Here is a 21513-nt window from a genome sequence, read left to right as displayed (position 1 = left end):
CGCACATGCCGCACGCAGACCCGGGCACCAAGTCATAATGGCCAATATACACTTTTATCGTGAAATTGCACACCAGCGCTCGGATCGAAAGCGCAAGCCGCTACAAAAAACAAAGCAAAGATGAAGATCTTCAGAGGACTTGACCACCCCGAGGTCACCAGGCATTGCGCGCTGACCATCGGCAATTTTGATGGGGTGCACCGGGGCCACCAGGCCATGCTGGCGCTGCTGCGCAGCGAAGCGCAGCGCCGGGGACTGGCCAGTTGCGCACTCACCTTCGAGCCCCATCCGCGCGACTATTTTGCCCAGCTGCTGCACAAGCCCGATCTGGCGCCCGCCCGCATCTCCACCTTGCGCGACAAGCTCGACCAGCTGGCCCAATGCGGTATCGACCAGACGATTGTGCTGCCCTTCAATGCACGCCTGGCGGCGCAGGCCCCGCAGGCCTTCATCGACGATGTGCTGCTCCAGGGGCTGGGCACGGGTTACCTGCTGGTGGGCGACGACTTCCGTTTCGGCCACCAGCGCGCGGGCGACTACGCCAAGCTGGTCGACGCCGGCCGCAAGCAGGGCTTCGATGTGGCAAGAATGAACAGCTACGAATCCGATGGCCTGCGCGTGTCCAGCACGGCGGTGCGCCATGCGCTCAGCCAGGGCGACATGCCGGCGGCGGCCAAGTTGCTGGGCTACCCCTATGCGATATCCGGCCATGTGGTGCATGGCCGCAAGCTCGGCCGCCAATTGGCCGAAAGTCGCGCGGGCGCAGGCGATGGCTTTCGCACGTTGAACCTGCGTTTTGACCACTGGAAACCCGCTGCCAGCGGCATTTTTGTCGTGCTGGTGCACGGCCTGTCGGCAGAGCCGCTGCCCGGCGTGGCCAATCTGGGCGTGCGCCCCTCGCTGGACCCCAATGACGTCAACGGTGGCCGCGTGCTGCTGGAGACCCATTGCCTGCAATGGCCCGCCGAACTGGGTGGTGACGGGGCATACGGTAAAATTATCCGAGTGGAACTCCTACACAAACTGCACGACGAGCTCAAATACGACAGTCTGGACGCCCTGACCACAGGGATTGCCAAGGACTGCGCGGATGCCCGTGCCTTCTTTCATACGGCCAGCCACGCCGAAACCCGTCGCCAGACCACACGCGACCGAATTTGACGCTGACCTGACTGCGCCGTGCCGCGCAGAAGTCAGCCGTCGCCTGCACGCCCGTGCACGTCAGACAACGCTTCTGCGCTATACATTTTTCCACTGACCGGCATGATCACCCCGCCCGGATCAGGACCATGTTTTGCTTTGAAGGTATTTATGTCCGACAAATCGTCTCCCGCAGAAAAGGCCTCTGCGTACCGCGCCACCTTGAACATGCCCGACACCCCGTTTCCGATGCGGGGCGATCTGCCCAAGCGCGAACCGGCCTGGGTGCAGGAATGGGAAGACAAGGGTATCTACAAGCGTCTGCGTGCTGCCCGCAGCGGCGCGCCCAAATTCATCCTGCACGATGGCCCGCCCTACGCCAACGGCAAGATCCACATCGGCCACGCCGTCAACAAGATCTTGAAGGACATGATCGTCAAGAGCCGCCAACTGGAAGGCTATGACGCGCTGTACGCGCCGGGCTGGGACTGTCACGGCCTGCCGATCGAGAACGCGATCGAAAAGCTCCATGGCCGCAACCTGCCCCGCGACGAGATGCAGGCCAAGAGCCGTGCCTTCGCCACCGAGCAGATCGGCCAGCAGATGGCGGATTTCAAGCGCCTGGGCGTGCTGGGCGACTGGGACCACACCTACAAGACCATGAACTATGCCAATGAGGCGGGCGAGCTGCGCGCACTCAAGAAGGTCATGGAGCGTGGCTTTGTCTACCGGGGCCTGAAGCCGGTCTACTGGTGCTTTGACTGCGCCTCGTCGCTGGCCGAGTTCGAAATCGAATACGCCGACAAGCAAAGCCAGACCCTGGATGTGATGTTCCCGGCGGCCGACCCGGCCAAGCTGGCGGCCGCCTTCGGCCTGGCCAAGCTGGACAAGGAAGCCTTCATCGTCATCTGGACGACCACCGCCTGGACCATCCCGGCCAACCAGGCCCTGAACGTCAACCCCGATCTGGAATACAGCCTGGTCGATACCGGGCGCGGCCTGCTGGTGCTGGCCAGCGCGCTGGTGGACAAGTGCATGGAGCGCTGGGGGATCGACGGCAAGGTGATCGCATCGGCGCCCGGCAAGGTGCTGGACCACATGCCCTTCAAACACCCGCTGGCCCATGTGGACAAGGGCTATGACCGCATTTCGCCCGTCTACCTGGCCGACTATGCGACGGCCGACGACGGTACCGGTATCGTGCACTCGGCGCCCGCCTACGGTCTGGATGACTTCAACTCCTGCGTCAGCAATGGCATGGACTACAAGGACATTCTCAACCCGGTGCAGGGCAACGGCGTCTATGCGCCCGAGCTGCCGCTGTTCGGTGGCCAGCATATCTGGAAGGCCGTGCCGGTCATCCTGGACGCGCTCAAGGTCGCCGGCCGCCTGATGGACACCAAGACCATCACCCACAGCTACCCGCATTGCTGGCGCCACAAGACGCCGGTGATCTACCGCGCCGCCGCCCAGTGGTTCATCCGCATGGACGAAGGCGAAGGCGTGTTCACCGACCCGGCCCAAAAGCCGGCACAGACTCTGCGCCAGATCGCGCTGGACGCGATCGAGCACACCAGCTTCTACCCGGAAAACGGCCAGGAGCGCCTGCGCGCGATGATCGCCGGCCGTCCGGACTGGTGCATCTCGCGCCAGCGCAGCTGGGGTGTGCCCATCCCCTTCTTCCTGCATGTGGACACGGGCGCGCTGCACCCGCGCACGATGGAGATCCTGGACCAGGCGGTCGAGATCGTCGAAAAGGGCGGCATCGAAGCCTGGAGCCGCGTGACCAGCGAAGAGATCCTGGGTGCCGAAGAAGCCAAGCTCTACACGAAGAGCACCGACATCCTGGAAGTCTGGTTCGATTCGGGCTCGACCTTCTGGCATGTGCTGCGCGGCACCCACGCCGAGCACCACCACGACAGCGGCCCTGAGGCCGACCTGTACCTCGAAGGCCATGACCAGCACCGGGGCTGGTTCCACAGCTCCCTGCTGCTGGCCTCGGCCATCTTTGGCCGCGCGCCCTACAAGGGGTTGCTGACCCACGGCTTCACCGTCGACGGCCAGGGCAAGAAGATGTCCAAATCGCTGGGCAACACCGTCGCGCCGCAGGATGTGAGCGGCAAGATGGGCGCCGAGATCATCCGCCTGTGGGTGGCTTCGACCGACTACTCGGGCGACCTGGGCATCGACGACAAGATCCTCGCCCGCGTGGTCGACGCCTACCGCCGCATCCGCAATACCCTGCGTTTTCTGATGGCCAACATCAGCGACTTCGACCTGGCCAAGGATGCGGTCGGCTACGACGACATGCTGGAGATCGACCGCTGGGCGCTGGCACGCTCGGCGCAGTTCCAGGCAGAGCTGCTGGCGCACTACAAGGTCTACGAGTTCCACCCGGTGGTGGCCAAACTGCAGCTGTTCTGCTCCGAGGACCTGGGTGGCTTCTACCTGGATGTCCTCAAGGACCGCCTCTACACCAGCGCCGAAGGCAGCCTGGCACGCCGCTCGGCCCAGACCGCGCTGCACCAGATCACCCAGGCGATGCTGCGCTGGATGGCGCCTTTCCTGTCCTTCACCGCCGAAGAGGCCTGGAAGATCGTCGGCAACAGCGAAACCATCTTCCTGGAGAAATTCTGCGACCTGCCCGCTGGCGACGAAGCCCTGCTGGCCAAGTGGGCCCGCATCCGCGAGATCCGCGATGTGGTTAACAAGGACATCGAAACCCTGCGTGCCGATGGCAAGGTGGGGGCATCGCTGCAGGCCGAGGTGGCCATCAGCGCCCAGCCGGAAGACCTGGCGCTGCTGCAGACCCTGGCCGACGACCTGAAGTTTGTGCTGATCACCTCGGCCGCCACGGTGGCCGCCGGTGATGCGCTGAGCGTGGCCGTCAACCCATCGGACAAGGCCAAGTGCGAGCGCTGCTGGCACTACCGCGACGATGTGGGCCAGAACCCTGCCCACCCCACCTTGTGCGGCCGCTGCGACAGCAATCTTTATGGCGCGGGTGAAACCCGCCGGATGGCCTGATGAACGCCGCCGCCCCCGCTGCCGTGGGCAGCGCCGGCAAAGGCCGGTTCGTGCTGTGGCTGGTGATTGCTGCGGTGATCTTCTGGCTGGACCAGTGGAGCAAGGAATGGATCCTGGCCCACTACCAGCTGGGCGAATACACGACCATTACCGGCTTTTTCAACATCGTCCGGGCCCACAACCCTGGCGCGGCCTTCTCCTTCCTGGCCAGCGCCGGCGGCTGGCAGCGCTGGCTGTTCACTGGGATTGGGGTCGTCGTGACGGCAGTCATCGTCTGGCAGCTCTACCGCCATAGCCACAAAACCCTGTTCTGCCTGGCGCTCACCTGCATCATGGGCGGCGCTATCGGCAATGTGGTGGACCGCATGCGCCACGGCTATGTGGTCGACATGCTCGACTTCCACTGGATGGGCAGCCATTTCCCGGCCTTCAACCTGGCCGACTCGGCCATTTGCCTGGGCGCGTTTCTGCTGATCCTGGATGAGCTGCTGCGCATGCGCCGGGGCGAAAAAAGCTGATCAGGCAATTCAACGCCTCGATAGGCAACACGCAAACACCGCCCTCGCCCCGCGACGGCGGTGTTTTTTTCGGTGGTCCACACGCCACCAGGGCAGCGCGGCCAGGGGCCAAACACCGCTGGCCTGCATAAAAAGAGACACAATGGCATTCGCCCTACAGCGCGGCGCGCTTATCAGGGGTATAGTGTCCGGTTCGCCTTATGAAACACTTGCTCAATCTTCTTGCCGCCATTGCGCTGCTGGTTTGGGGCTCTCATATGGTGCGCACAGGGGTGCTGCGCGTCTTTGGCGCCAACCTTCGCAACCTGCTGGCGCGCAGTATGAGCAACCGTTTTACCGCGATGCTCTCGGGCATCGGGGTGACGGCCCTCGTCCAGTCCAGCAGTGCCACCTCCCTGATGACCGCCTCCTTCGTCGGCCAGGGCCTGATACCGCTTACGGCCGCGCTGTCGGTCATGCGTGGTGCCGACGTGGGCACCGCCTTGATGGCGGTGCTGTTCTCGACCGACCTGTCCTGGTTGTCGCCGCTGCTGATCTTCTCCGGCGTCGTGCTGTTCATCTCCAAGCAGGATTCCACGCCCGGGCGCGTGGGCCGCGTCTTCATCGGCCTGGGCCTGATGCTGCTGGCGCTGCGCCTGATCGTCGAAGCCACCGAGCCGCTGCTCGCATCGGAGGCCGTGCGCACCTTGCTGGTCAGCGTCAAGAGCGACTTCTTCATGGAGCTGCTGCTGGGCGCCATCCTGGCTGTCATCGCCTATTCCAGCCTGGCCATCGTGCTGCTGATTGCGGCCATGGCCGCATCGGGCGCCATCACCGGCGACATGGCCCTGGGCCTGGTGCTGGGCGCCAACCTGGGCAGCGGTGTGCTGGCCGTGCTGCAAACGGCCAAATCCAGCATCGAAGTGCGCCAGGTCACCATCGGTAACCTGGTCTTCAAGATCATGGGCGTCGCCATCGTCGCGCCCTTCGTCGGTCTGTGGTCGACCTATGCGATGCCCTACATCAACGATGCGGGCCGCTCGGCGGTGCTGTTCCACCTGGCCTTCAACATCCTCAACACACTGGGTTTCATCTGGTTCACCGGCGTGATCGGCGACTGGATGCGCAAGCTGCTGCCCAAGGAAGAGGCGAACAAGGGCCCCCAGCGCCCGCGCCACCTCGATGCCTCTGCGCTGTCCACCCCGTCGCTGGCCATCTCCTGCGCCGCACGTGAAGCGCTGCACCAGGCCGATGTGGTCGAGTCGATGCTGATCGGCCTGCACAACGTGGTGCAGACCGACAACCAGCAGTTGTCACAGGACCTGCGCAAGCTCGACGATACGGTCGATGAGCTGTACTCGGCCATCAAGTACTACATGACCAAGATCTCGCGCGCCGAACTGGACGAACGCGAGAGCCAGCGCTGGACCGAAGTGATCAACTTCACCATCAACATGGAGCAGATCGGCGACATCATCGAGCGCGTGCTCACCGATGTGGAAAACAAGAAGATCAAGAAGCGCCGCCAGTTCAGCAAGCAGGGCATGGAAGAGATCAACGAGCTGCATTCGCACCTGCTGGACAACCTGCGCCTGGCGATGAGCGTGTTCCTCTCGGGCAATGTGCGTGATGCACAAAAGCTGCTGGAGGAAAAGGCGCGCTTCCGCGACCTGGAACTGGCCTATTCCGCCTCGCACCTGGAGCGCCTGTCGCACAACACCGTCCCCAGCATCGAGACCAGCTCGCTGCACATCGACCTGATCAGTGACCTCAAGCGCATCAACTCGCTGCTGTGCTCGGTCGCCTACCCGATCCTGGAAGCGGCCGGCGCGCTGGCCCACAGCCGCCTCAAGGACGATCCCGAACCCGCCCGCCACTGAGGCGGCGGGCCGGAATTCGCATACAATCCCTGATGCTGCCAGGCGAGCACTCCGCCCAGCAGCCTCCAGGAAGTTTGGCAGAGTGGTCGATTGCACCGGTCTTGAAAACCGGCAACCCGAAAGGGTTCCAGGGTTCGAATCCCTGAGCTTCCGCCAGAACAGCAAAAGCACCCCACCGAGGGTGCTTTTTCGTTGGCAACTCCAGCACTCCCGCCCAGATCACCAGTTGTGCGTATAGCTCGCCGTCAAGGTCGCACCGGCTGCCGGCAGGCGGCTGTCGTTCTTGCCGCTGCGCATCAGCTGGCTGTAGAGCGGCAGGTAGTAGCGGTTGAAGAGGTTCTGCACCCCGATGGTCAGCTGGTTCTTGTTGTCGAACTGGTAGCGGCCCACCACATCGACGCTGTAGTAGCTTTTGACATCGGCCCGGGCGAACTGGGTCTTGCCATCGGCCAGGCGGTAGTCGCGTGCGCCAAACCAGTTGAACTGGGTGCGCAGGCTCCAGCGGCCGCTGGGGTTGTACTGCACATAGCCGGTGATCTTCAGCGGCGGGATGCGGTAGCCCGTCATGCGCTGATCGCTGCTGGCGCCTGGGGGCGTCTCGCGGCCCTGCATCCAGGTGACGGTGCCGCCGGTGGACCAGTGGTCGGCATAGTGGTCTGCGGTCAGCTCGACACCCCGAATGCGTTCGCGCGTGCGCGTCAGGTGCAGGCCGTTATTGAAGGACTGGACGGCGCCCAGGTCCGAGCGCGAATGGAACAGCGCCAATGTTGCCATGGTGTCGCCGAAGCTGCCGCGCCAGCCGATTTCATAGTTGTCGGTCTTGACCGGTTCCAGCTCGGAGGCATTGATATCGAACTTGGCCCCGGCATTGCGCAGCTGCAGGCCCACATCGGGCAGGTCAAAGCCCTGGCTGAACGAGGTGTAGAACTCGTGGTTCTTCCAGGGCTTGAAGGCCAGACCGAGGTTGTAGAGCACCGCGTCGTAGGAGACCTTGCCGCCCGCCACCGTGGCCGGGTTGGGCAGGCGCGACTGCGACAGTGGCTGAAAATCGTCAAAACTGGCCTGCGATCTCTCATAGCGCAAGCCGCCTTCGGCGGACCACTGGTCGCTGAACTTGTGCTGCAGCTGACCAAAGGCGCCCGCGCTTTTGACGGTGACCCAGGGCATGTAGATGCGCTGACCGGTGGGCTGGAACACCAGACCGCCACTGGCGTCATAGACGGAGGCGTCAAACGTATCGAGCGGCATGTTGCTGCGCTCCTGGATGTAGTCTGCGCCCCAGACCAGCTTGGTGGTCTTGTCTTCGCCGATCGGCGTGGTGATGGTCAGGCGGCTGCCAAACACCTTATTGTTCTGCATCACCTGGTCGACAAAATTGCCCCGGTTGGTATTGCTGCGGGCATCGAAGGGCGCAAAGCGCACGTAGTTGTCACGGCCATAGACCATCGCACTCAGGGTGCTGCCCCCCAGGTCCTTGTGTTCGTAGCTGGCGCTCAGCAAGGTGTTTTCCACCTGGTTCTGGTCTGCCAGTTTCAGCCCCCGGATGGCGCGGGCCGCCACCGAACCCAGTGGCGCCTGGTTGACGCTGGGGTCGTTGGCATAGTCCGACTTCTGGTGCGCACGCAGGTGGCTGGCCGCCAGCTGGATGCGCTGGTCCCCATCGATGCGAAAGCCGATCTTGCCGCCCAGGCTGTGGGTGTTCGAGTCGAACAGATCGCCCTGGCTGGCATCCGGCGCGATACGGTCGCCGTGGCCGTCAAAGGCACCACCGATGCGGCGTGCCGAGATATCGACCTCGTAATCGACAACATCGCCGGCCCCCGACAGATAGTGCTGCACCTGGCCGCCCAGGCCGTCACCACTCAGGCGCGAGAGCGAACTGTCAAAACCCACCGTGGTACGCGCCACCGGCTTGCCCCCCACCGGGCGGGTGGTGACCGATATCACGCCCCCTGTCGCACCGCTGCCATAGATGGCATTGCTGCCGCGCAACACTTCGACCCGCTCGATGCGGCTCATCTCCACATTGACCAAGTTGCGCGCCGTGTCGCGGTTGGTGTTGAGCGGGATGCCATCGACCAGCACCAGCACATTTCTGCCGCGCAGGGTCATGCCGAAATCACTCAGATTGCGGCTGGCGTCCGCCATGCCCGGCACGCTCTTGGCCAGCAGGCTGTTCAGGTTGGCCGAGGTGGCGCGCAGGTCGTCCAGCTCCTCCCCCTCGATCACCGTGACCTGGCGGGTCGGCTGCATCAGCGAGCTGTCGGAGCGCTGGTCGGTCACCACCACGACGGGCAGCTGGTGGCTGGCCTCAGCGGCTGCCGCTACGGCGCCGACTGGCGCAACAACCTCCGCTGCCGGTGCAGTGCCTGCCACCGGAGGCTGAGGGGCCGCTGGCTTGCGGACCTGCAGCGCCCCACCGGTCAGCGTCTGCACCTGCAGCGCCGATCCCTCCAGCGCCTTGCGCACCGCCTGCTCCGCCGTCCAACTGCCCTGGATAGCGGCACTGCGCTGGCCTTGCAGTACGGCGGGGTCGGCAACGACGCTGCGCCCGGTCTGCTGGCCAATGCGGGTCAGCGTATCGGCCAGGCTGCCCGCCGGAATGTCAAGCTGCACCGCAGCGGCCTGGGGTGCATCGTCCGCCCGGCTGGTGGCAGGCGCCAGCGTGCAGGCCAGCACGGCAGCCAGGGCCAGCGCATGGAGGGGCGAGTGTGCGGCGCAGCTTCGCACGGTCAATGGGGCGCCGTCATGGCGGCGTTGGAGAGGGGAAGTCGTCACGGCAGAAGTTCCTTTTCGCTGGGTACTGTTTAACCAGTGCGCCGAGACTAAAAAACCCCTCATCTATTTGCACCAGGCACCGCATCGGGGTTGGCCGCGATCTGCGCGTCAGACCTTCTCGCCAATGCGGATCAACGGCCCCCAGCGCTGGATCTGCAGCGGCAGCATCTGGCTGAGCGTGGTCAGCAGCGCATCCACATCCAGCCGGAAGATGCCAAACACCCGCAGCTCCGCCACCGCAGGGGCCACGCGGATATACCCAGAAAAATAGGCCTGCAGCGCCTGGGCTACATCGGCCAGCGGCCAGTCATCGACGGCGAGCATGCCCTGCTGCCATGCGGCGCGCTGCACCGCATGGCCGCCCAGCGCCTGGAGCCGATGGGCAGTGAAACGCGCACCCTCCCCGGCATGCAGCAGCGTCTGCGCTGACTCACGGGGCCGCAGGGTCAGCCCCTGGTCCAGCGCCACCATTTCCGTCCGGTCCGCATACAACCTGCCCATCATGCGGCCGGCATCGAGCAGTGCCACGCCATCGCGGGTGTGGATCTGCAACGGGGACGCGCCTGCAACGGCGCACGTGGCGATCAGGGCCCCGGCCCGCAGCTGCAGCACGGTCACGCCGGCCGCATCGTGCACATCGACGGCGGAGCGGGCATCCAGCAACACGCTGGTGCCATCGGCCAGCATGAATTCACGGCGCTCACCGGTGCCGGTGCGCCAATCGGCCATCAGCTCGCCCAACGGCGCCAGCCGGTCTGCGACCAGTGCGGTGGCCACGCCGAGACCGCCCAACGCCAGCGCGCCGCGCAGGACCCGGCGGCGGCGGGTCCGGACCAGCGCCTGCATGGCCGCCTGTGCATGCAGGCCCTGGGTATGGGCCTGCAGATGGCGGACGGCGGTCAGCGGTTCGGCCAATGCCGCGCGCACACGCTCCCATGCGGCCTGGTGCTGCGCGTCCTGCTGCAGCCAGCGCGCAAAAGCCTGGTGGTCGGCCGCACTCATCGTTTCGGCCTCATGGCGCACCAGCCAGTCGACCGCGGCGTGCAGTGCGGGGCTGGGGAGTGGGGTGGCGCTCATGGCACGCTGCGCACGCATTGCAGCAGGGCCCGCCGCATATGGCGCTCGACAGTGGCCAGCGAGATGCCCATGTGCGCGGCAATGTCGGGGTAGCGCATGCCCTCCAGCCGCGACAGCAGAAACACCGTCTTGACCGGCAGCGGCAGCGCAGCCAGCGCCCGGTCGATCTGGCAGATGGCCTCAACCAGCATCGCATGGCTTTCGGGAGACAGCGCCACCGCCTCTGGCAGATGGCGCAGCGTGTCCTCGTAAGCGGCTTCCAGATCCTGGCGCTGCCAGAGCTTGATGAGGATGCGTTTGGCCACCGTCGACAAAAAGGCACGCGGATGGTGGATATCCAGCGTCTCGCCTTCAGCCGCGCTCCCTTTTTCCGTCAACTGCAAAAAGGTTTCCGACGCCACATCCTCGGCCTCGCTGTGGCTGGATGTGCGCAGCATCAAGCGCCCACGCAGCCATGCGTGGTGCTGGCGAAAGATGGTTTCCACCTCGGTGTGGAGCGGAGGCTGTGGCATGGGCAACCCGGTGAGGAACGCGAACAACCGCAAGATCATAATTGATAATGATTCTTCTTTCCCCAAGGAGGCAGTGCCTTCAGTGGCAGCTGGCACCACCGCCTCCCCGCACCTGCGCCCCGCGCTGCGGTGTGGCTGCTGTTTCGTTGCAGCCCACACCTTGAGCGCCGTCAATCGCGTCAACTGAAGCAAGTCTTTTCATAAAAAATGTCAACCATGTGCCCGCATGAAGATGTTTGACATTGCCCTGTTTTCGCTGCGATTTCGCCCTACTACGATGCATATCTATATTGAATAAATTTATTTCAAATAGGAATGCAATGAACGGCTTCAGAATATCGATGGCCCATTCTCTGGGCCTGGGATGTGCGGTCGCAGCACTTCTCAACCCCTTGGCGGTCCAGGCGCAAACGGTGCCGGTTGTGTCATGCAGCACGGACCCCGCCATATTCAATACCGGGATTGACGGCAGCAACGGCTACAGCATCAACAGCCCCAAGCTCCCGCTGGGGAGTCTGGATGCGCACTGGTCCATCGCCCCGGCACCTGGCGATATCACCACACCTGCCGCCGCTGCAGCGCTGAGCTATGCCCAAGGCCCGGTCGACCGCCCCGGTGCCGGCAATGGCGCCTGGGTGCAATCGCCGTTTGGCAACGCCCAGTGGATCGGGGTGCAGTATGGCCGAAGCTACTACGTCTACCAATACCGCTTCACGATGGATCCAGCCGTGGACCCGGACAGTTTCAACCTGAGTTTGAGTCTGTATGTGGACAACCAGGTCAAACGCGTTTTGGTCAACGACACCGTCTTCGATTACACCAACAATGGCGCCATTCTGGGCGTCGGTGGTTTCACGGCTGCAGGCAGTGTGCCGGTCGTTCTCAATAATGGCTGGAAGACCGGCACCAACACCATCTACGTCGTCGTCGGCAACCAGGGAGACCCCTCGGGTCTTCTGGTGCAGTCGAGCGGCACCGCCTCTTGCTCGCCGCCGCTGTCGGTGGCCAAAAAAGCGGTCAATAGCGACGGCAGCGCCTACACCGGCCTGGCCAGCGCCAATAGCCCGGTGTTCTACGACATCACGGTGACCAATGCCAGCACGCGCGACGCCAGTGGCACCCGCCTGCGCGATACCCTGCCCGCTGGACTCCAAACAGCGGGAAGCACCTGGAGCTGCAGCCGCCCTGCGGGCAGCGCTGCCGTGTGCCCCGTGCCTGCGAGCGGCGTCTTTCCGCTCGACACCGTCCTGCCGGCCCTGCCGGCAGGCAGCGCACTGGTGTTCCGCGTCAACTCGCGCTTCAGCAACCCGCTGCCCGCAGGCGCCACGGTCATCACCAACACCGCCACGATCGAGCCGCCGGCCACCAGCACCCTCAGCTGCGATGCCCGTGAAGGCTTTCCAACGCCTTGCAGTGCCTCGGCATCGGTGGCCACCAGCCCGCTGCTCAGTGTGACCAAGACGGTGGACGCCACCGGCCCGCTCTACCCGGGGCAAACGGCCACCTACACCGTGACGGTCAAGAACGAAGGAGCAGCCGATCTGACCGGCGTTGCACTTAATGACACGTTGCCGGCCGGATTTGCGTCGGCCACCTGGAGCTGCCAGTCACCGGTCGGCAGCCTTGCGGTCTGCCCACAAGCCAGCGGCAGCCTCGCGGCAGGCGGTGTGCTGAGCCAGACCATCGCCAGCATGCGCGCCAACGCCAGCCTGGTCTACACCGTGGTTGCCACGGTGGACAGCATCGCCACCCGCATGGACCAGGTCCTCAACACTGCCGGCGTGGCAGCCAGCAATGCCGAGTGGCTGTGCTACAACCCAACCAGCGCGCAGACCCAGGCCAAGCCCTGCAGCGCATCGGCAGCGGTGGATCTGTGGCCCAACGCCTTGCTGCAACTGAGCAAGACGGCGCAGGCAAGTGCTGCGGTGTATGCTGGCCAGCCGGTGAACTACACGATCACGGCACTCAATGCAGGCCAGGTGCCCGTCACCCAGGCCCATATCACCGACCCGCTGCCCGCCGGCCTGGACAACGCCAGCTGGACCTGTACCAGCAGCGGCGCCGCTCCTTGCGTGCCCGCCAGCGGCACCGGTGCAGTGGATGTGACGGTCGCATCGCTTGCCGCCGGTGACAGGGTCACGATCGAGCTGGCCACCACCGTCAGCGCGCAGCCCCCTGCCAGCCTGGTCAACACAGCCTCGTTGGCGGTGGGCGAAGCCAATGCGCAATGCAGCGGCGGCAGTGCGCAGCCCTGCAGCGCCACCGCGACTGTCGCCACCACCACCCCGCCCCTTCCCCCCAAGGCGACCGCAGTGCCCAGCCTGCAGCAATGGAGCCTGGTGTTGCTGACCTTGCTGACCGGCGGCCTCGGCGCCTGGCGCATGCGTTCGCGCGGCCAGCGCATTGGCTAAGCGCTTAACCGATGATCGGGGTGCGCAGGCGCAGCGCCCCCGCCTTCTCCCTTCTGGAACCTTTGGACCTGACCCACCACATCCTGGGTCGTCTTATTGGAAATGAGATTCATTTCTATTTTTTGATAAGATCGCGCCTTCGCTGCAAGCCAGCCCCTGTCCCGCACCATTGCCGGGCGCATTGTTGGGGCCCCTTTCTGCAGCCCCATGGCCAAGGTGTCCTCTCGTGCTTGCGAGCTATTACGCAGAACTGCTGAACTTCTTCTCCCGCTCGCTCAATGACCGGCAGGCGGCGGCCGATGTCGTGCAGGAAAGCTATGCCCGTGTTTTGGCACTGCAGGCGCGCGAAGTAGCCGTCAGAGACCTGCGGGCACTGCTGTTTCGCACCGGCAAGAACATCGTCATCGACGACGCCCGGCGCCGCCAGGTCGATGCCCAGCTGCTGCAAACCCTGGCGCTGGTGGCGGCTGACGACGCCCCGTCCACCGAGCGCGTCATCGCCAGCCGCCAGCAGCTGGAGCTGCTGGTACGCCGCCTCACTGCCATGCCGCGCAAGCGCCGCGAGGTGTTTGTACTGGTGCGCATCTATGGCTTCAGCCATGCCGAAGCGGCCGCGCACATGGACATCAGCATCGCCTCGGTGGAAAAGCATGTGGTGCGCGCCGTCTGCCACTGCATGGGGCTGGACACCTGATGGCAGCGGCCAGCACCGGGGCAGACCCCCACCGCAAACACCTGGAATACGCCTTGCTGCTGATCGCCCGCCAGCACGCGGGCGATGCTGCCACTGCCGAGACCGCCAGCCAGACCTTTGCGCGCTGGCGGGCCCAGTCGGCCGAACACGAAGCCGCCGCCCAGCGCGCGCTGCAAGGCTGGGGCGCGACCGAAGCCCATGCGCTGCAAGCCGACTTTGCGCTGCCCGCCAGCCAGGCCGAGCGCAGCCGCCAGCAGCGCCGCCGCAGCCTGTCGCTGCTGGGCACGGCAGGGCTGGCCAGCCTGCTGGGCCTGGGTGGGCGCTGGTACTGGCAGCAGCCGCTGGCACGCATGGCGCTGCATACCGGCCATGGCCAGATGCTGGCCCAGAACCTGCCCGATGGCTCGCACCTGGATCTGGCGCCCGCCACCTCCGTAGAGGCCGTGCTGTACCGCGACCGGCGCGTGCTGCAACTGGCGCGCGGTGAGATACGCCTGGATGTGGTCCACGATGCCCAGCGCCCCTTGGAAGTGCAAACACCGCTGGGCAGGGTGCGGGTGCTGGGCACCGTGTTCTCGGTGGCATTGCGCCCATCGGGCCTGCAGGTCAGCGTGGCCCAGGGCCGCGTCGCCGTCTGGGGCCTGGACAGCGATGCCAGCCAGGCCGCCGATGTGGTGCTGGCCGCTGGCGAGGCCGCGCGCCTGGATGCGCAAGGCGGCCTGCACACCAGCAGCGTCAACCGCCAGGATGTGGGCGCCTGGCGCGATGGCTGGCTGGTGTTTGACCACACGCCGCTGCCGGAGGTACTGAGCCGCTGGAACGACTACCTGGAGCGCCCGCTGCAGCTCGATGCTGCCGGCGGCCTGCAGTCGCTGCACCTGACCGGCAGCTTCCAGCTGCGCGACCCGGCCACCTTTGTCGCCAGCCTGCCGCGCTCGCTGCCCGTGCGGGTGGAGCGCCTGCCCGATGGCAGCAGTCTGATTCGCCGCCGCTAGTCGGGTTGCCATGCGCGTGGATGAACAGCGCCCAACAGCCTGCCACCCACCTCTCTCAAAATTTTTGTTCGGTATATCGCCGCTGCTACGTCTTCACTGGGACAACACCCTAGAAAGCATTCGCATGTACCGAGATCTGCCACTTCCCTGCAGCCCGTCCCGCCGCTCCGCAGCGCCAGCCACTGCCCAACGCCGCCAGCCTGTCATCGCGCTGGCCTGCAGCCTGGCCTGTGCCGGCTCGCTGGCCCTGCTGGCCTTGCCCGGCCCGGTGCAGGCGCAGCCGGCAGCCGCCCAGACGGCCATGGCAGCCACCCAGAGCTTGAACCTGCCGGCGCAGCCGCTGGGCCAGGCCCTCAATGCACTGGCGCGTACCTGGGGCGTGGCCATCTCGGTCGATGCCGCCTTGGTGCAAGGGCGCCAGGCACCGGCGCTGCAAGGCAGCCTGAGCCTGCAAGCGGCGCTGGCCCAGGTGCTGGCCGGCAGCGATCTGGAGGCTATGGCCGCCGGCGCGGCCATCACCGTGCAGCGGCGCAGCATCGCTTCCCACACCTTGCAGGAGGTGCTGGTTACCGCCCAGGCCGAGCGCACGGAGGCCACCGAAGGCAGTGGCTCCTACACCAGCGGGCGCGTGTCGCTGGGCAAGGGCCAGGATGTGCGCGAGACACCGCAGTCCATCACCGTGATGACCCACCAGCTGATCGAGGACCAGGCACTGAGCACGGTTGGCGAGGTGATGCAGCAGGCCACCGGCGTGACGGTGGACTACGCCGGTGCCGGCGGCCTGGGCGGTCAGGCCACGCGATTTCTCTCGCGTGGCTTTGAGATTGGCAATGTGCAGATCGATGGCGCCAGCGTCGATGCCTTCAGCCAGCAGCTGTTTGACCCCAACCTGGCGATGTACGACAGCGTGCAGATCGTGCGCGGCGCCAATGGCCTGTTCAGCGGCAATGGCGAGCCCGGTGGCGCCATCAACCTGGTGCGCAAGCGCCCCACGGCCCAGCGCCAGATCCAGGCCTCGGCCAGCCTGGGCAGCTGGAACCGCAAGCAGCTGGAGCTGGATGTGGCCGGCCCCTTGAACAGCGATGGCAGCGTGCGCGGCCGTGCGGTGCTGGCCCATACCGACAAGGATTTTTTCTACCGCAGTGCCGATTCCAAGAACAGCCTGCTCTACGGCATTGTCGAAGCCGACCTCAGCCGAGACAGCAAGGTCACCTTAGGCGCCAGCTACGACAAGCTCAGTGCCACGCCCTGGCGCGAAGGCATTCCGCGCGCCCCCAATGGCGATGACCTGCACCTGCCGCGCAACACCGCACTGATGGCCGGTTGGAGCCACTACGACAAAAGCGCCAAGGAGCTGTTTGCCCAGCTCGACCAGCAGCTGGCCGGCGGCTGGAAAGCCAAGGCCCAGCTCAATTACCAGAAGGTGGACAGCGACAGCCGCCTGGCCAGCCTGAGTGGCGCCGTCGATCCCGCTACCGGCCTGGGCGCAAGCTGGACCGGCTTCTCCAATGACTTCCGCTCGGACAAGAAGAGCGTGGACCTGAATATCAGCGGACCCTTCTCGCTGCTGGGCCGCAGCCACCAGCTGCTGCTGGGCGCCGACTGGGCCAAGATCCGCGATGACCAGGACACCTACTACTCCGAGATGGAGACGGACGAGTCGCTCACCAATGTCTATGGCTTTGATCCCGACAAGATTCCGCATGCGGTCAGCGAGCGCAAGACCCGCAGCTACCCCGGCTATGGCGCCACGCAAAAAGGCCTGTATGGCCGCGTCAACCTGAGCCTGACCGACAAGCTCACCGCCATCGTAGGCGGGCGCTATGCCAACTACTCCAACGTCACGCCCTACTTCAACTACAACGCCGATGGCTCGCTGCGCTCCAGCGGCAAAATCTACTACCAGGAAAGCGGCATCCTCACGCCCTATGCCGGCCTGGTCTATGACCTGGACAATCGCTGGACGGCGTATGGCAGCGTCTCCGAGATCCACAAATCTCAGGCCAGCAGCCTGCAAGGCCCGCTGCCGGGCACGCCGCTCGATCCCATCAAGGGGCGCAACTTCGAGCTGGGTGTCAAAGGCGAGCTGGCCGGCGGCAAGCTCAACACCGCCTTTGCGCTCTACCGCATCGAGCGCACCGGCGAGGCCGCGCGCGACCCGCGCTACCCCGACACCGATGTGGGCGATCTGGGTCTGAGCTGCTGCTACATCGCCCAGGGCAAGATCATCAGCCAGGGGGTGGACATGGAGATCTCGGGCCAGCTGGCGCGCGGCTGGCAGCTGTTTGCCGGCTATACCTACAACCACAACCGCAACAAGAGTGATGCCGAGCAGCTGGTCTACAGCACCATCACCCCCAAGCACCTGCTCAAGCTCTGGAGCAGCTACCAGCTGCCCGGCGAATTCTCACGCTGGACGGTGGGCAGCGGCGTGACCGTGCAAAGCACCACCTATGCCAGCGGCACCGCCTACCCTTACAACCCGGCCACCGGCAAGTTCGACAGCGAAGGCGTGCCCTACAAGTTCACCCAGGCCGGCTACGCGGTCTGGAACGCCAGCCTGCAGTACCGCATCGACCGCCACTGGTCGGCCACGCTCAACCTGAACAACCTGTTCGACAAGACCTACTACAAGACCGTGGGGAGCTCGGGCAGCGGCAACTGGTATGGCGAGCCCCGCAGCGTCAAGCTGACCTTGCGCGGCAGCTTCTAAATGCACGGTACCGTCCCCGGTACGGCGCGCCAGCCAGGTTGGCGCCAGACCATGTCCTGGCTGCACACCTGGGGTGGCCTGGTCTGCGGCTGGCTGCTCTGCGCCATCTTTGTGACCGGCACCTTGAGCGTGTTCCGCGAGCCCATCACGCGCTGGATGCAGGCAGCGCCTGCCAACGGGCCACCTGGCGCCGCGCTGGGCTTGCAGGACCGGCTGCAGGCCCTGCGCACGGCTGAGGACTATCTGCAGCAAAGGGCGCCGCAAGCCCGGCAGTGGCAGATCGATCTGCCGGCCCGCGCGGGCGATGCCCTGCAGCTGTCTGCACGCGGTCCGGACGGCGTGATGCAGGCTGCACTCGACCCGGCCAGCGGCGCACCCCAGGCGCTGCCACCCATCCGCCAGACCGAAGGTGGTCGGCACTTCATGTCCTTCCACTACTCGCTGCAAGGCGGCCTGGCGGGCTTTTGGGTGGTGGGTGTGGTGTCCATGGGCATGATGGCGGCGCTGGTCTCGGGCCTCATCGTGCACCGGCGCATTTTTCAGGATTTTTTCTGCTTTCGCCCCGGCAAGGGCCAGCGCTCCTGGCTGGATGCGCACAACGCCTCGGCCGTGCTGACCCTGCCCTTTCTGTTCATGATCGTCTACACCGGGCTGGCCTACTTCTACACCAGCTACATGCCGCATGCGCTGCAGTCGCTCTATGGCGAAGACCGCCAGGCCTACAGCCGCTACCAAACCGATCTGAACGCGGGCACACAGGCCGCGCGCCCGGATCTGCCACCAGCCGGCCCCCGGCTGGCCCAGCAGCTGCAACTGGCGCAGTCGCTGCTGCGCCAGCCAGTGGCATCCATTGCGTTGCAGCACCCGCCGCAAGGCCCGGCCAGCCACCGCTTTACGGCACAGCTGGCGGATAGCGCCGATTCCAGGCGTATGCATAACCTTGCCGAGCATGTCAGCATCGCTGCCGACACCGGTGAGGTGCTGCAGGCGCCGCCTCGGTCCGAGCCAGCCGCCAGCGCCCGCGATGTGCACCCGGTCATCGAGGCGCTGCACATGGCCCGCTTTGGCGGCTGGACCATGAAATGGCTGTACTTTGTCTGCGGGCTGGCCGGCACCGCCATGGTGGCTACAGGCCTGCTGCTGTTTGCCAGCAAACGCCGAACCCGCAGCGACCATGGCTGGGGCCGGGCCACACCTGCCGTCTACCGCTGCATCGATGCGCTGAACATCGCAGCGCTGGCCGGCACCTCGCTGGCCTCCATCGGCTACCTCTACGGCAACCGCCTGCTGCCACTGGCCATCGAGGCCCGGGCCAGTGCCGAGATACGGCTGTTTTTTGCGCTGTGGGCTCTGAGCCTCTTGCATGCGCTGCTGCGCCCCGCGCGCTCGGCCTGGCAGGAGCAGCTCTGCGCCCTGGCTTTGCTGTGCATGGCCCTGCCGCTGCTCAACGCCGCCACCACGGGCCAGCACCTGCTGCTCTACCTGGCCCAGGCCGATGGCCTACGCGCCGGGGTGGAGCTGACCAGCATCGCGCTGGGCCTGCTCGCCGCCTGGGGCGCCTGGCGCCACCGGCTTTCAACACACACCACGCCCCCCGCCCGCGCCGCCCGGCCCGGGCCCCGCCAAGGAGCACGCGCATGAACGCCCCCGCCAAAGTGGTCACCGCTCCACAGCCCTGGCGTCATGCCATGCGGCTGGGCTTGCGCATCAGCCTGGCGGCCGGTGGTGGCTACCTGCTCACCGGCCTGGGCTGCGCGGTGCTCGCGCAAGCCCTGGTGCTGGCGGGCCTGCTCGCGCCGGCGCATGCGGTACTGCTCAGCACCCTGCTGGGTTTTGTGCTGTACACCGGGCTGCTGCTGTGGGCCTTTCATGTGCAGCGCCTGGCCCGGCTGGCACTGCAGTTTGCCGCTGCCGCGCTGCTGCTGGCCAGCTTGCGCGCGCTGCTGGAGTGCTGCGGATGAACGCCTTCAGCCACATCACCCAGATCAGCACCATCGCCTTGCCGCTGGCACTGTGCCTGCCAGCCATGCTGCTGCTGAGCCAGGCCATGGACCGCCACTGCGAACAGATCCTGCGCCGGGGCGAACCTGGCGGACCCTTGCGCTGGGCCTTGCGCCTGGCGGCATGCCTGCTGCTGGCCCTGGCGCTGCAGCGCTGCATGGCGGCCTCGGGCGCAGCATTGGGTGCGGTCGCCTGGCTGGGCTGGCTCAGCGTGGCGGCGTGGTGCCTGGTGCTGATCTTGAGCTATGCGCCCCGGCGCGGCACGGCAGCAGCACTGCTGGCCTGCTGCGCGGTGCTGCTGTGTGGTAGCTGGGCGGATCAGCAACCGGGCATTGACACAAATTGCCACACTTCGACAAACCGCCTCCAAACTGCCATGCCAGGATGCGCCCATGAATGATGACCACGCACCCCGCAAGGCAGCGCCGGCCCTGCCTGCTGCCCACTGGTTCAAGCGCAGCCGCCATGTGCGCATACGGCCCACGCCGGCCCGGCTGCGGGTGCTGGAGGCCATCGTCCAGCTCGGCCGCTCGCGGGTCAAGTGCGCCGATATCTCCTCCCACCTGGCCCTGAGCGGCGCGCCCCTGCCAGCGGCCACCATCTACTGCGTGGCCAAGGAGATGGCCCAGGCCGGCCTGCTGATGCGCGACCGCGAAGATGGCGGTTTGACGGTCTACAGCCTGGCGGCGGGCATCTAGAAACACCGCGCCAAGATCACAGCCTGGCGCCTGCCATCTCCGTGCCTAGGCGCCAGCCCGGCGCCATCTTCTGGATCGACGAGACCAGCAACTCGATCAGCGCCAGGGTCGCCGCTGAGGGTTGGCGATTGGGCGCACGCACCACATAGAGCGCATCGCCGACACCCTTGACGCCAAAGCCGTCCAGCACCTGCACCAGGCTGCGCTGGGCCATGGCCTCACGCACCGCGTAGTAGGGCAGCAGCACCACACCCAGGTCCGCCATCGCAGCGTTGAACAGGAACTGGTAGTCGCCCGACTGGATCGACGGCGTGCTCTGCACCTGTTCATGCACACCATCGCTGTGCCGCCAAAACTCCAGCCGGTGGTGGATGTTGAGAGGCGCCAGCAGCCGGGCGTGCTTGATGTCCTGCGGGGTTTGCAGCGCCAGGCCCAGGGTCTGCAGATAGGCCGGGGTGGCAAACAGCCCCCATTCGATGCCGCAGACGCGGGTGGCGACATGGTCTTCCAGCGGCGCCGAGGTGATGTGGATCGCCAGGTCCACCTTGGAGGCCACCAGGTCATGGATCTGGTCGTTGATCACCAGGCGCAGCAGCAGATCGGGATGCGCCTGGCAAAAGTCCAGGATCAGCGGCTTGAGGTGGAAATGCCCCAGGCCGGTGGGGATGCGCACGCGGATCTCGCCGCTGATGGTCTGGTGGATCTGGTCGATCTGCAACTGGGCGCTTTGCAGCGCATTGAGGGCCTGCAGGCATTGGCCATGCAGGATGCAGCCGGCCTGGGTCAGCTCCATATGCCGGGTGGTACGGCGCAGCAGCTGCGCGCCAAACTGCTTTTCCAGCAGCGCCAGCCGGCGCGACACATTCGAGCGCGTCACGCCCGAACGCTGGGCCGCATCGCTCAGGTTGCGCGACTCGGCAATCGCCACAAACAAACGCACCAGGTTCAGGTCCATGGCCGGCATCCCCTTTTGATTGTTGATTTTGAATCACCACTGATGGCTGTGCTTTGGCAGTTCCCAAAGCGGCTTCGCGTTTTTAACATGGGTCTCACAACAAATGTTCGGGCTGGTGTCGCATAGCCCGGGCCA

The 21513-nt window shown here is 65.5% G+C and carries 17 protein-coding genes and 1 tRNA gene; 13 read left to right on the top strand and 5 right to left on the bottom strand.

The window, feature by feature from the left end:
* Nucleotides 1-120: 120 nt before the first annotated feature.
* From MJ205_RS01570 to MJ205_RS01550, 5 genes are all read left to right on the top strand, one after another.
* Entirely contained in the window at nucleotides 121-1161 is a 1041-nt protein-coding gene (locus MJ205_RS01570; protein ID WP_239810887.1) for a bifunctional riboflavin kinase/FAD synthetase, read from the top strand.
* A 150-nt stretch (nucleotides 1162-1311) separates the two neighbouring features.
* Nucleotides 1312-4167 carry an isoleucine--tRNA ligase gene (ileS, locus tag MJ205_RS01565; RefSeq protein ID WP_239810886.1) on the top strand — a complete coding sequence of 952 codons (2856 nt, stop codon included), beginning with the start codon at nucleotides 1312-1314 and terminating at the stop codon, nucleotides 4165-4167.
* Nucleotides 4167-4685 carry a signal peptidase II gene (lspA, locus tag MJ205_RS01560; RefSeq protein WP_239810885.1) on the top strand — a complete coding sequence of 173 codons (519 nt, stop codon included), beginning with the start codon at nucleotides 4167-4169 and terminating at the stop codon, nucleotides 4683-4685. Before ileS ends, lspA begins: the two co-directional genes overlap by 1 nt.
* A gap of 200 nt (nucleotides 4686-4885) precedes the next feature.
* Nucleotides 4886-6544 (top strand): Na/Pi cotransporter family protein, encoded by a 1659-nt coding sequence (locus MJ205_RS01555; RefSeq protein ID WP_239810884.1) that lies wholly within the window; start codon nucleotides 4886-4888, stop codon nucleotides 6542-6544.
* Between the two features lie 68 nt (nucleotides 6545-6612).
* Nucleotides 6613-6700, top strand: a tRNA-Ser gene (locus tag MJ205_RS01550).
* Nucleotides 6701-6763: 63 nt separating this feature from the next.
* Here the strand turns inward: MJ205_RS01550 and MJ205_RS01545 are convergent.
* The 4 genes from MJ205_RS01545 to MJ205_RS01530 form a co-directional block, all read right to left on the bottom strand.
* Nucleotides 6764-9322 carry a TonB-dependent siderophore receptor gene (locus MJ205_RS01545; RefSeq protein ID WP_239810883.1) on the bottom strand — a complete coding sequence of 853 codons (2559 nt, stop codon included), beginning with the start codon at nucleotides 9320-9322 and terminating at the stop codon, nucleotides 6764-6766.
* A gap of 108 nt (nucleotides 9323-9430) precedes the next feature.
* Complete coding sequence (locus MJ205_RS01540) at nucleotides 9431-10399, bottom strand: DUF4880 domain-containing protein (protein ID WP_239810882.1); 969 nt, start codon at nucleotides 10397-10399, stop codon at nucleotides 9431-9433.
* Nucleotides 10396-10911 (bottom strand): sigma-70 family RNA polymerase sigma factor, encoded by a 516-nt coding sequence (locus MJ205_RS01535; RefSeq protein ID WP_239810881.1) that lies wholly within the window; start codon nucleotides 10909-10911, stop codon nucleotides 10396-10398. Before MJ205_RS01535 ends, MJ205_RS01540 begins: the two co-directional genes overlap by 4 nt.
* 79 nt (nucleotides 10912-10990) lie before the next feature.
* Nucleotides 10991-11347: a hypothetical protein gene (locus MJ205_RS01530; protein ID WP_239810880.1), complete on the bottom strand. Its 357-nt coding sequence runs from the start codon at nucleotides 11345-11347 to the stop codon at nucleotides 10991-10993.
* Between MJ205_RS01530 and MJ205_RS01525 the strand changes: the two genes are divergently transcribed.
* From MJ205_RS01525 to MJ205_RS01490, 8 genes are all read left to right on the top strand, one after another.
* A complete protein-coding gene (locus tag MJ205_RS01525; RefSeq protein ID WP_239810879.1) occupies nucleotides 11334-13322 on the top strand; it encodes an IPTL-CTERM sorting domain-containing protein in 1989 nt (662 codons plus the stop codon). The genes MJ205_RS01530 and MJ205_RS01525 overlap by 14 nt on opposite strands.
* 226 nt (nucleotides 13323-13548) lie before the next feature.
* Entirely contained in the window at nucleotides 13549-14016 is a 468-nt protein-coding gene (locus MJ205_RS01520; RefSeq protein ID WP_239810878.1) for a sigma-70 family RNA polymerase sigma factor, read from the top strand.
* Entirely contained in the window at nucleotides 14016-15011 is a 996-nt protein-coding gene (locus MJ205_RS01515) for a FecR family protein (RefSeq protein WP_239810877.1), read from the top strand. The genes MJ205_RS01520 and MJ205_RS01515 overlap by 1 nt, the downstream gene beginning before the upstream one ends.
* Before the next feature lie 124 nt (nucleotides 15012-15135).
* Nucleotides 15136-17724, top strand: a complete 2589-nt coding sequence (locus tag MJ205_RS01510) for a TonB-dependent siderophore receptor (protein ID WP_239810876.1) — start codon at nucleotides 15136-15138, stop codon at nucleotides 17722-17724.
* On the top strand, nucleotides 17725-19365 hold the full coding sequence (locus tag MJ205_RS01505; RefSeq protein WP_239810875.1) for a PepSY-associated TM helix domain-containing protein: 1641 nt from the start codon (nucleotides 17725-17727) through the stop codon (nucleotides 19363-19365).
* Nucleotides 19362-19685 carry a hypothetical protein gene (locus MJ205_RS01500; RefSeq protein ID WP_239810874.1) on the top strand — a complete coding sequence of 108 codons (324 nt, stop codon included), beginning with the start codon at nucleotides 19362-19364 and terminating at the stop codon, nucleotides 19683-19685. The genes MJ205_RS01505 and MJ205_RS01500 overlap by 4 nt, the downstream gene beginning before the upstream one ends.
* Nucleotides 19682-20125, top strand: a complete 444-nt coding sequence (locus MJ205_RS01495; RefSeq protein ID WP_239810873.1) for a DUF3325 domain-containing protein — start codon at nucleotides 19682-19684, stop codon at nucleotides 20123-20125. The genes MJ205_RS01500 and MJ205_RS01495 overlap by 4 nt, the downstream gene beginning before the upstream one ends.
* Entirely contained in the window at nucleotides 20118-20423 is a 306-nt protein-coding gene (locus MJ205_RS01490) for a hypothetical protein (RefSeq protein WP_239810872.1), read from the top strand. Before MJ205_RS01495 ends, MJ205_RS01490 begins: the two co-directional genes overlap by 8 nt.
* Nucleotides 20424-20439: 16 nt before the next feature.
* Here MJ205_RS01490 and MJ205_RS01485 read toward each other — a convergent pair whose 3' ends face one another.
* Nucleotides 20440-21378 (bottom strand): LysR family transcriptional regulator, encoded by a 939-nt coding sequence (locus tag MJ205_RS01485; protein ID WP_239810871.1) that lies wholly within the window; start codon nucleotides 21376-21378, stop codon nucleotides 20440-20442.
* Between the last annotated feature and the right edge of the window lie 135 nt (nucleotides 21379-21513).

This window comes from Comamonas sp. B21-038 (genome assembly GCF_022387135.1).
In the GTDB taxonomy this organism is placed as follows: domain Bacteria; phylum Pseudomonadota; class Gammaproteobacteria; order Burkholderiales; family Burkholderiaceae_C; genus Comamonas; species Comamonas sediminis.
This window is presented reverse-complemented; position numbering and strand designations above follow the sequence as displayed.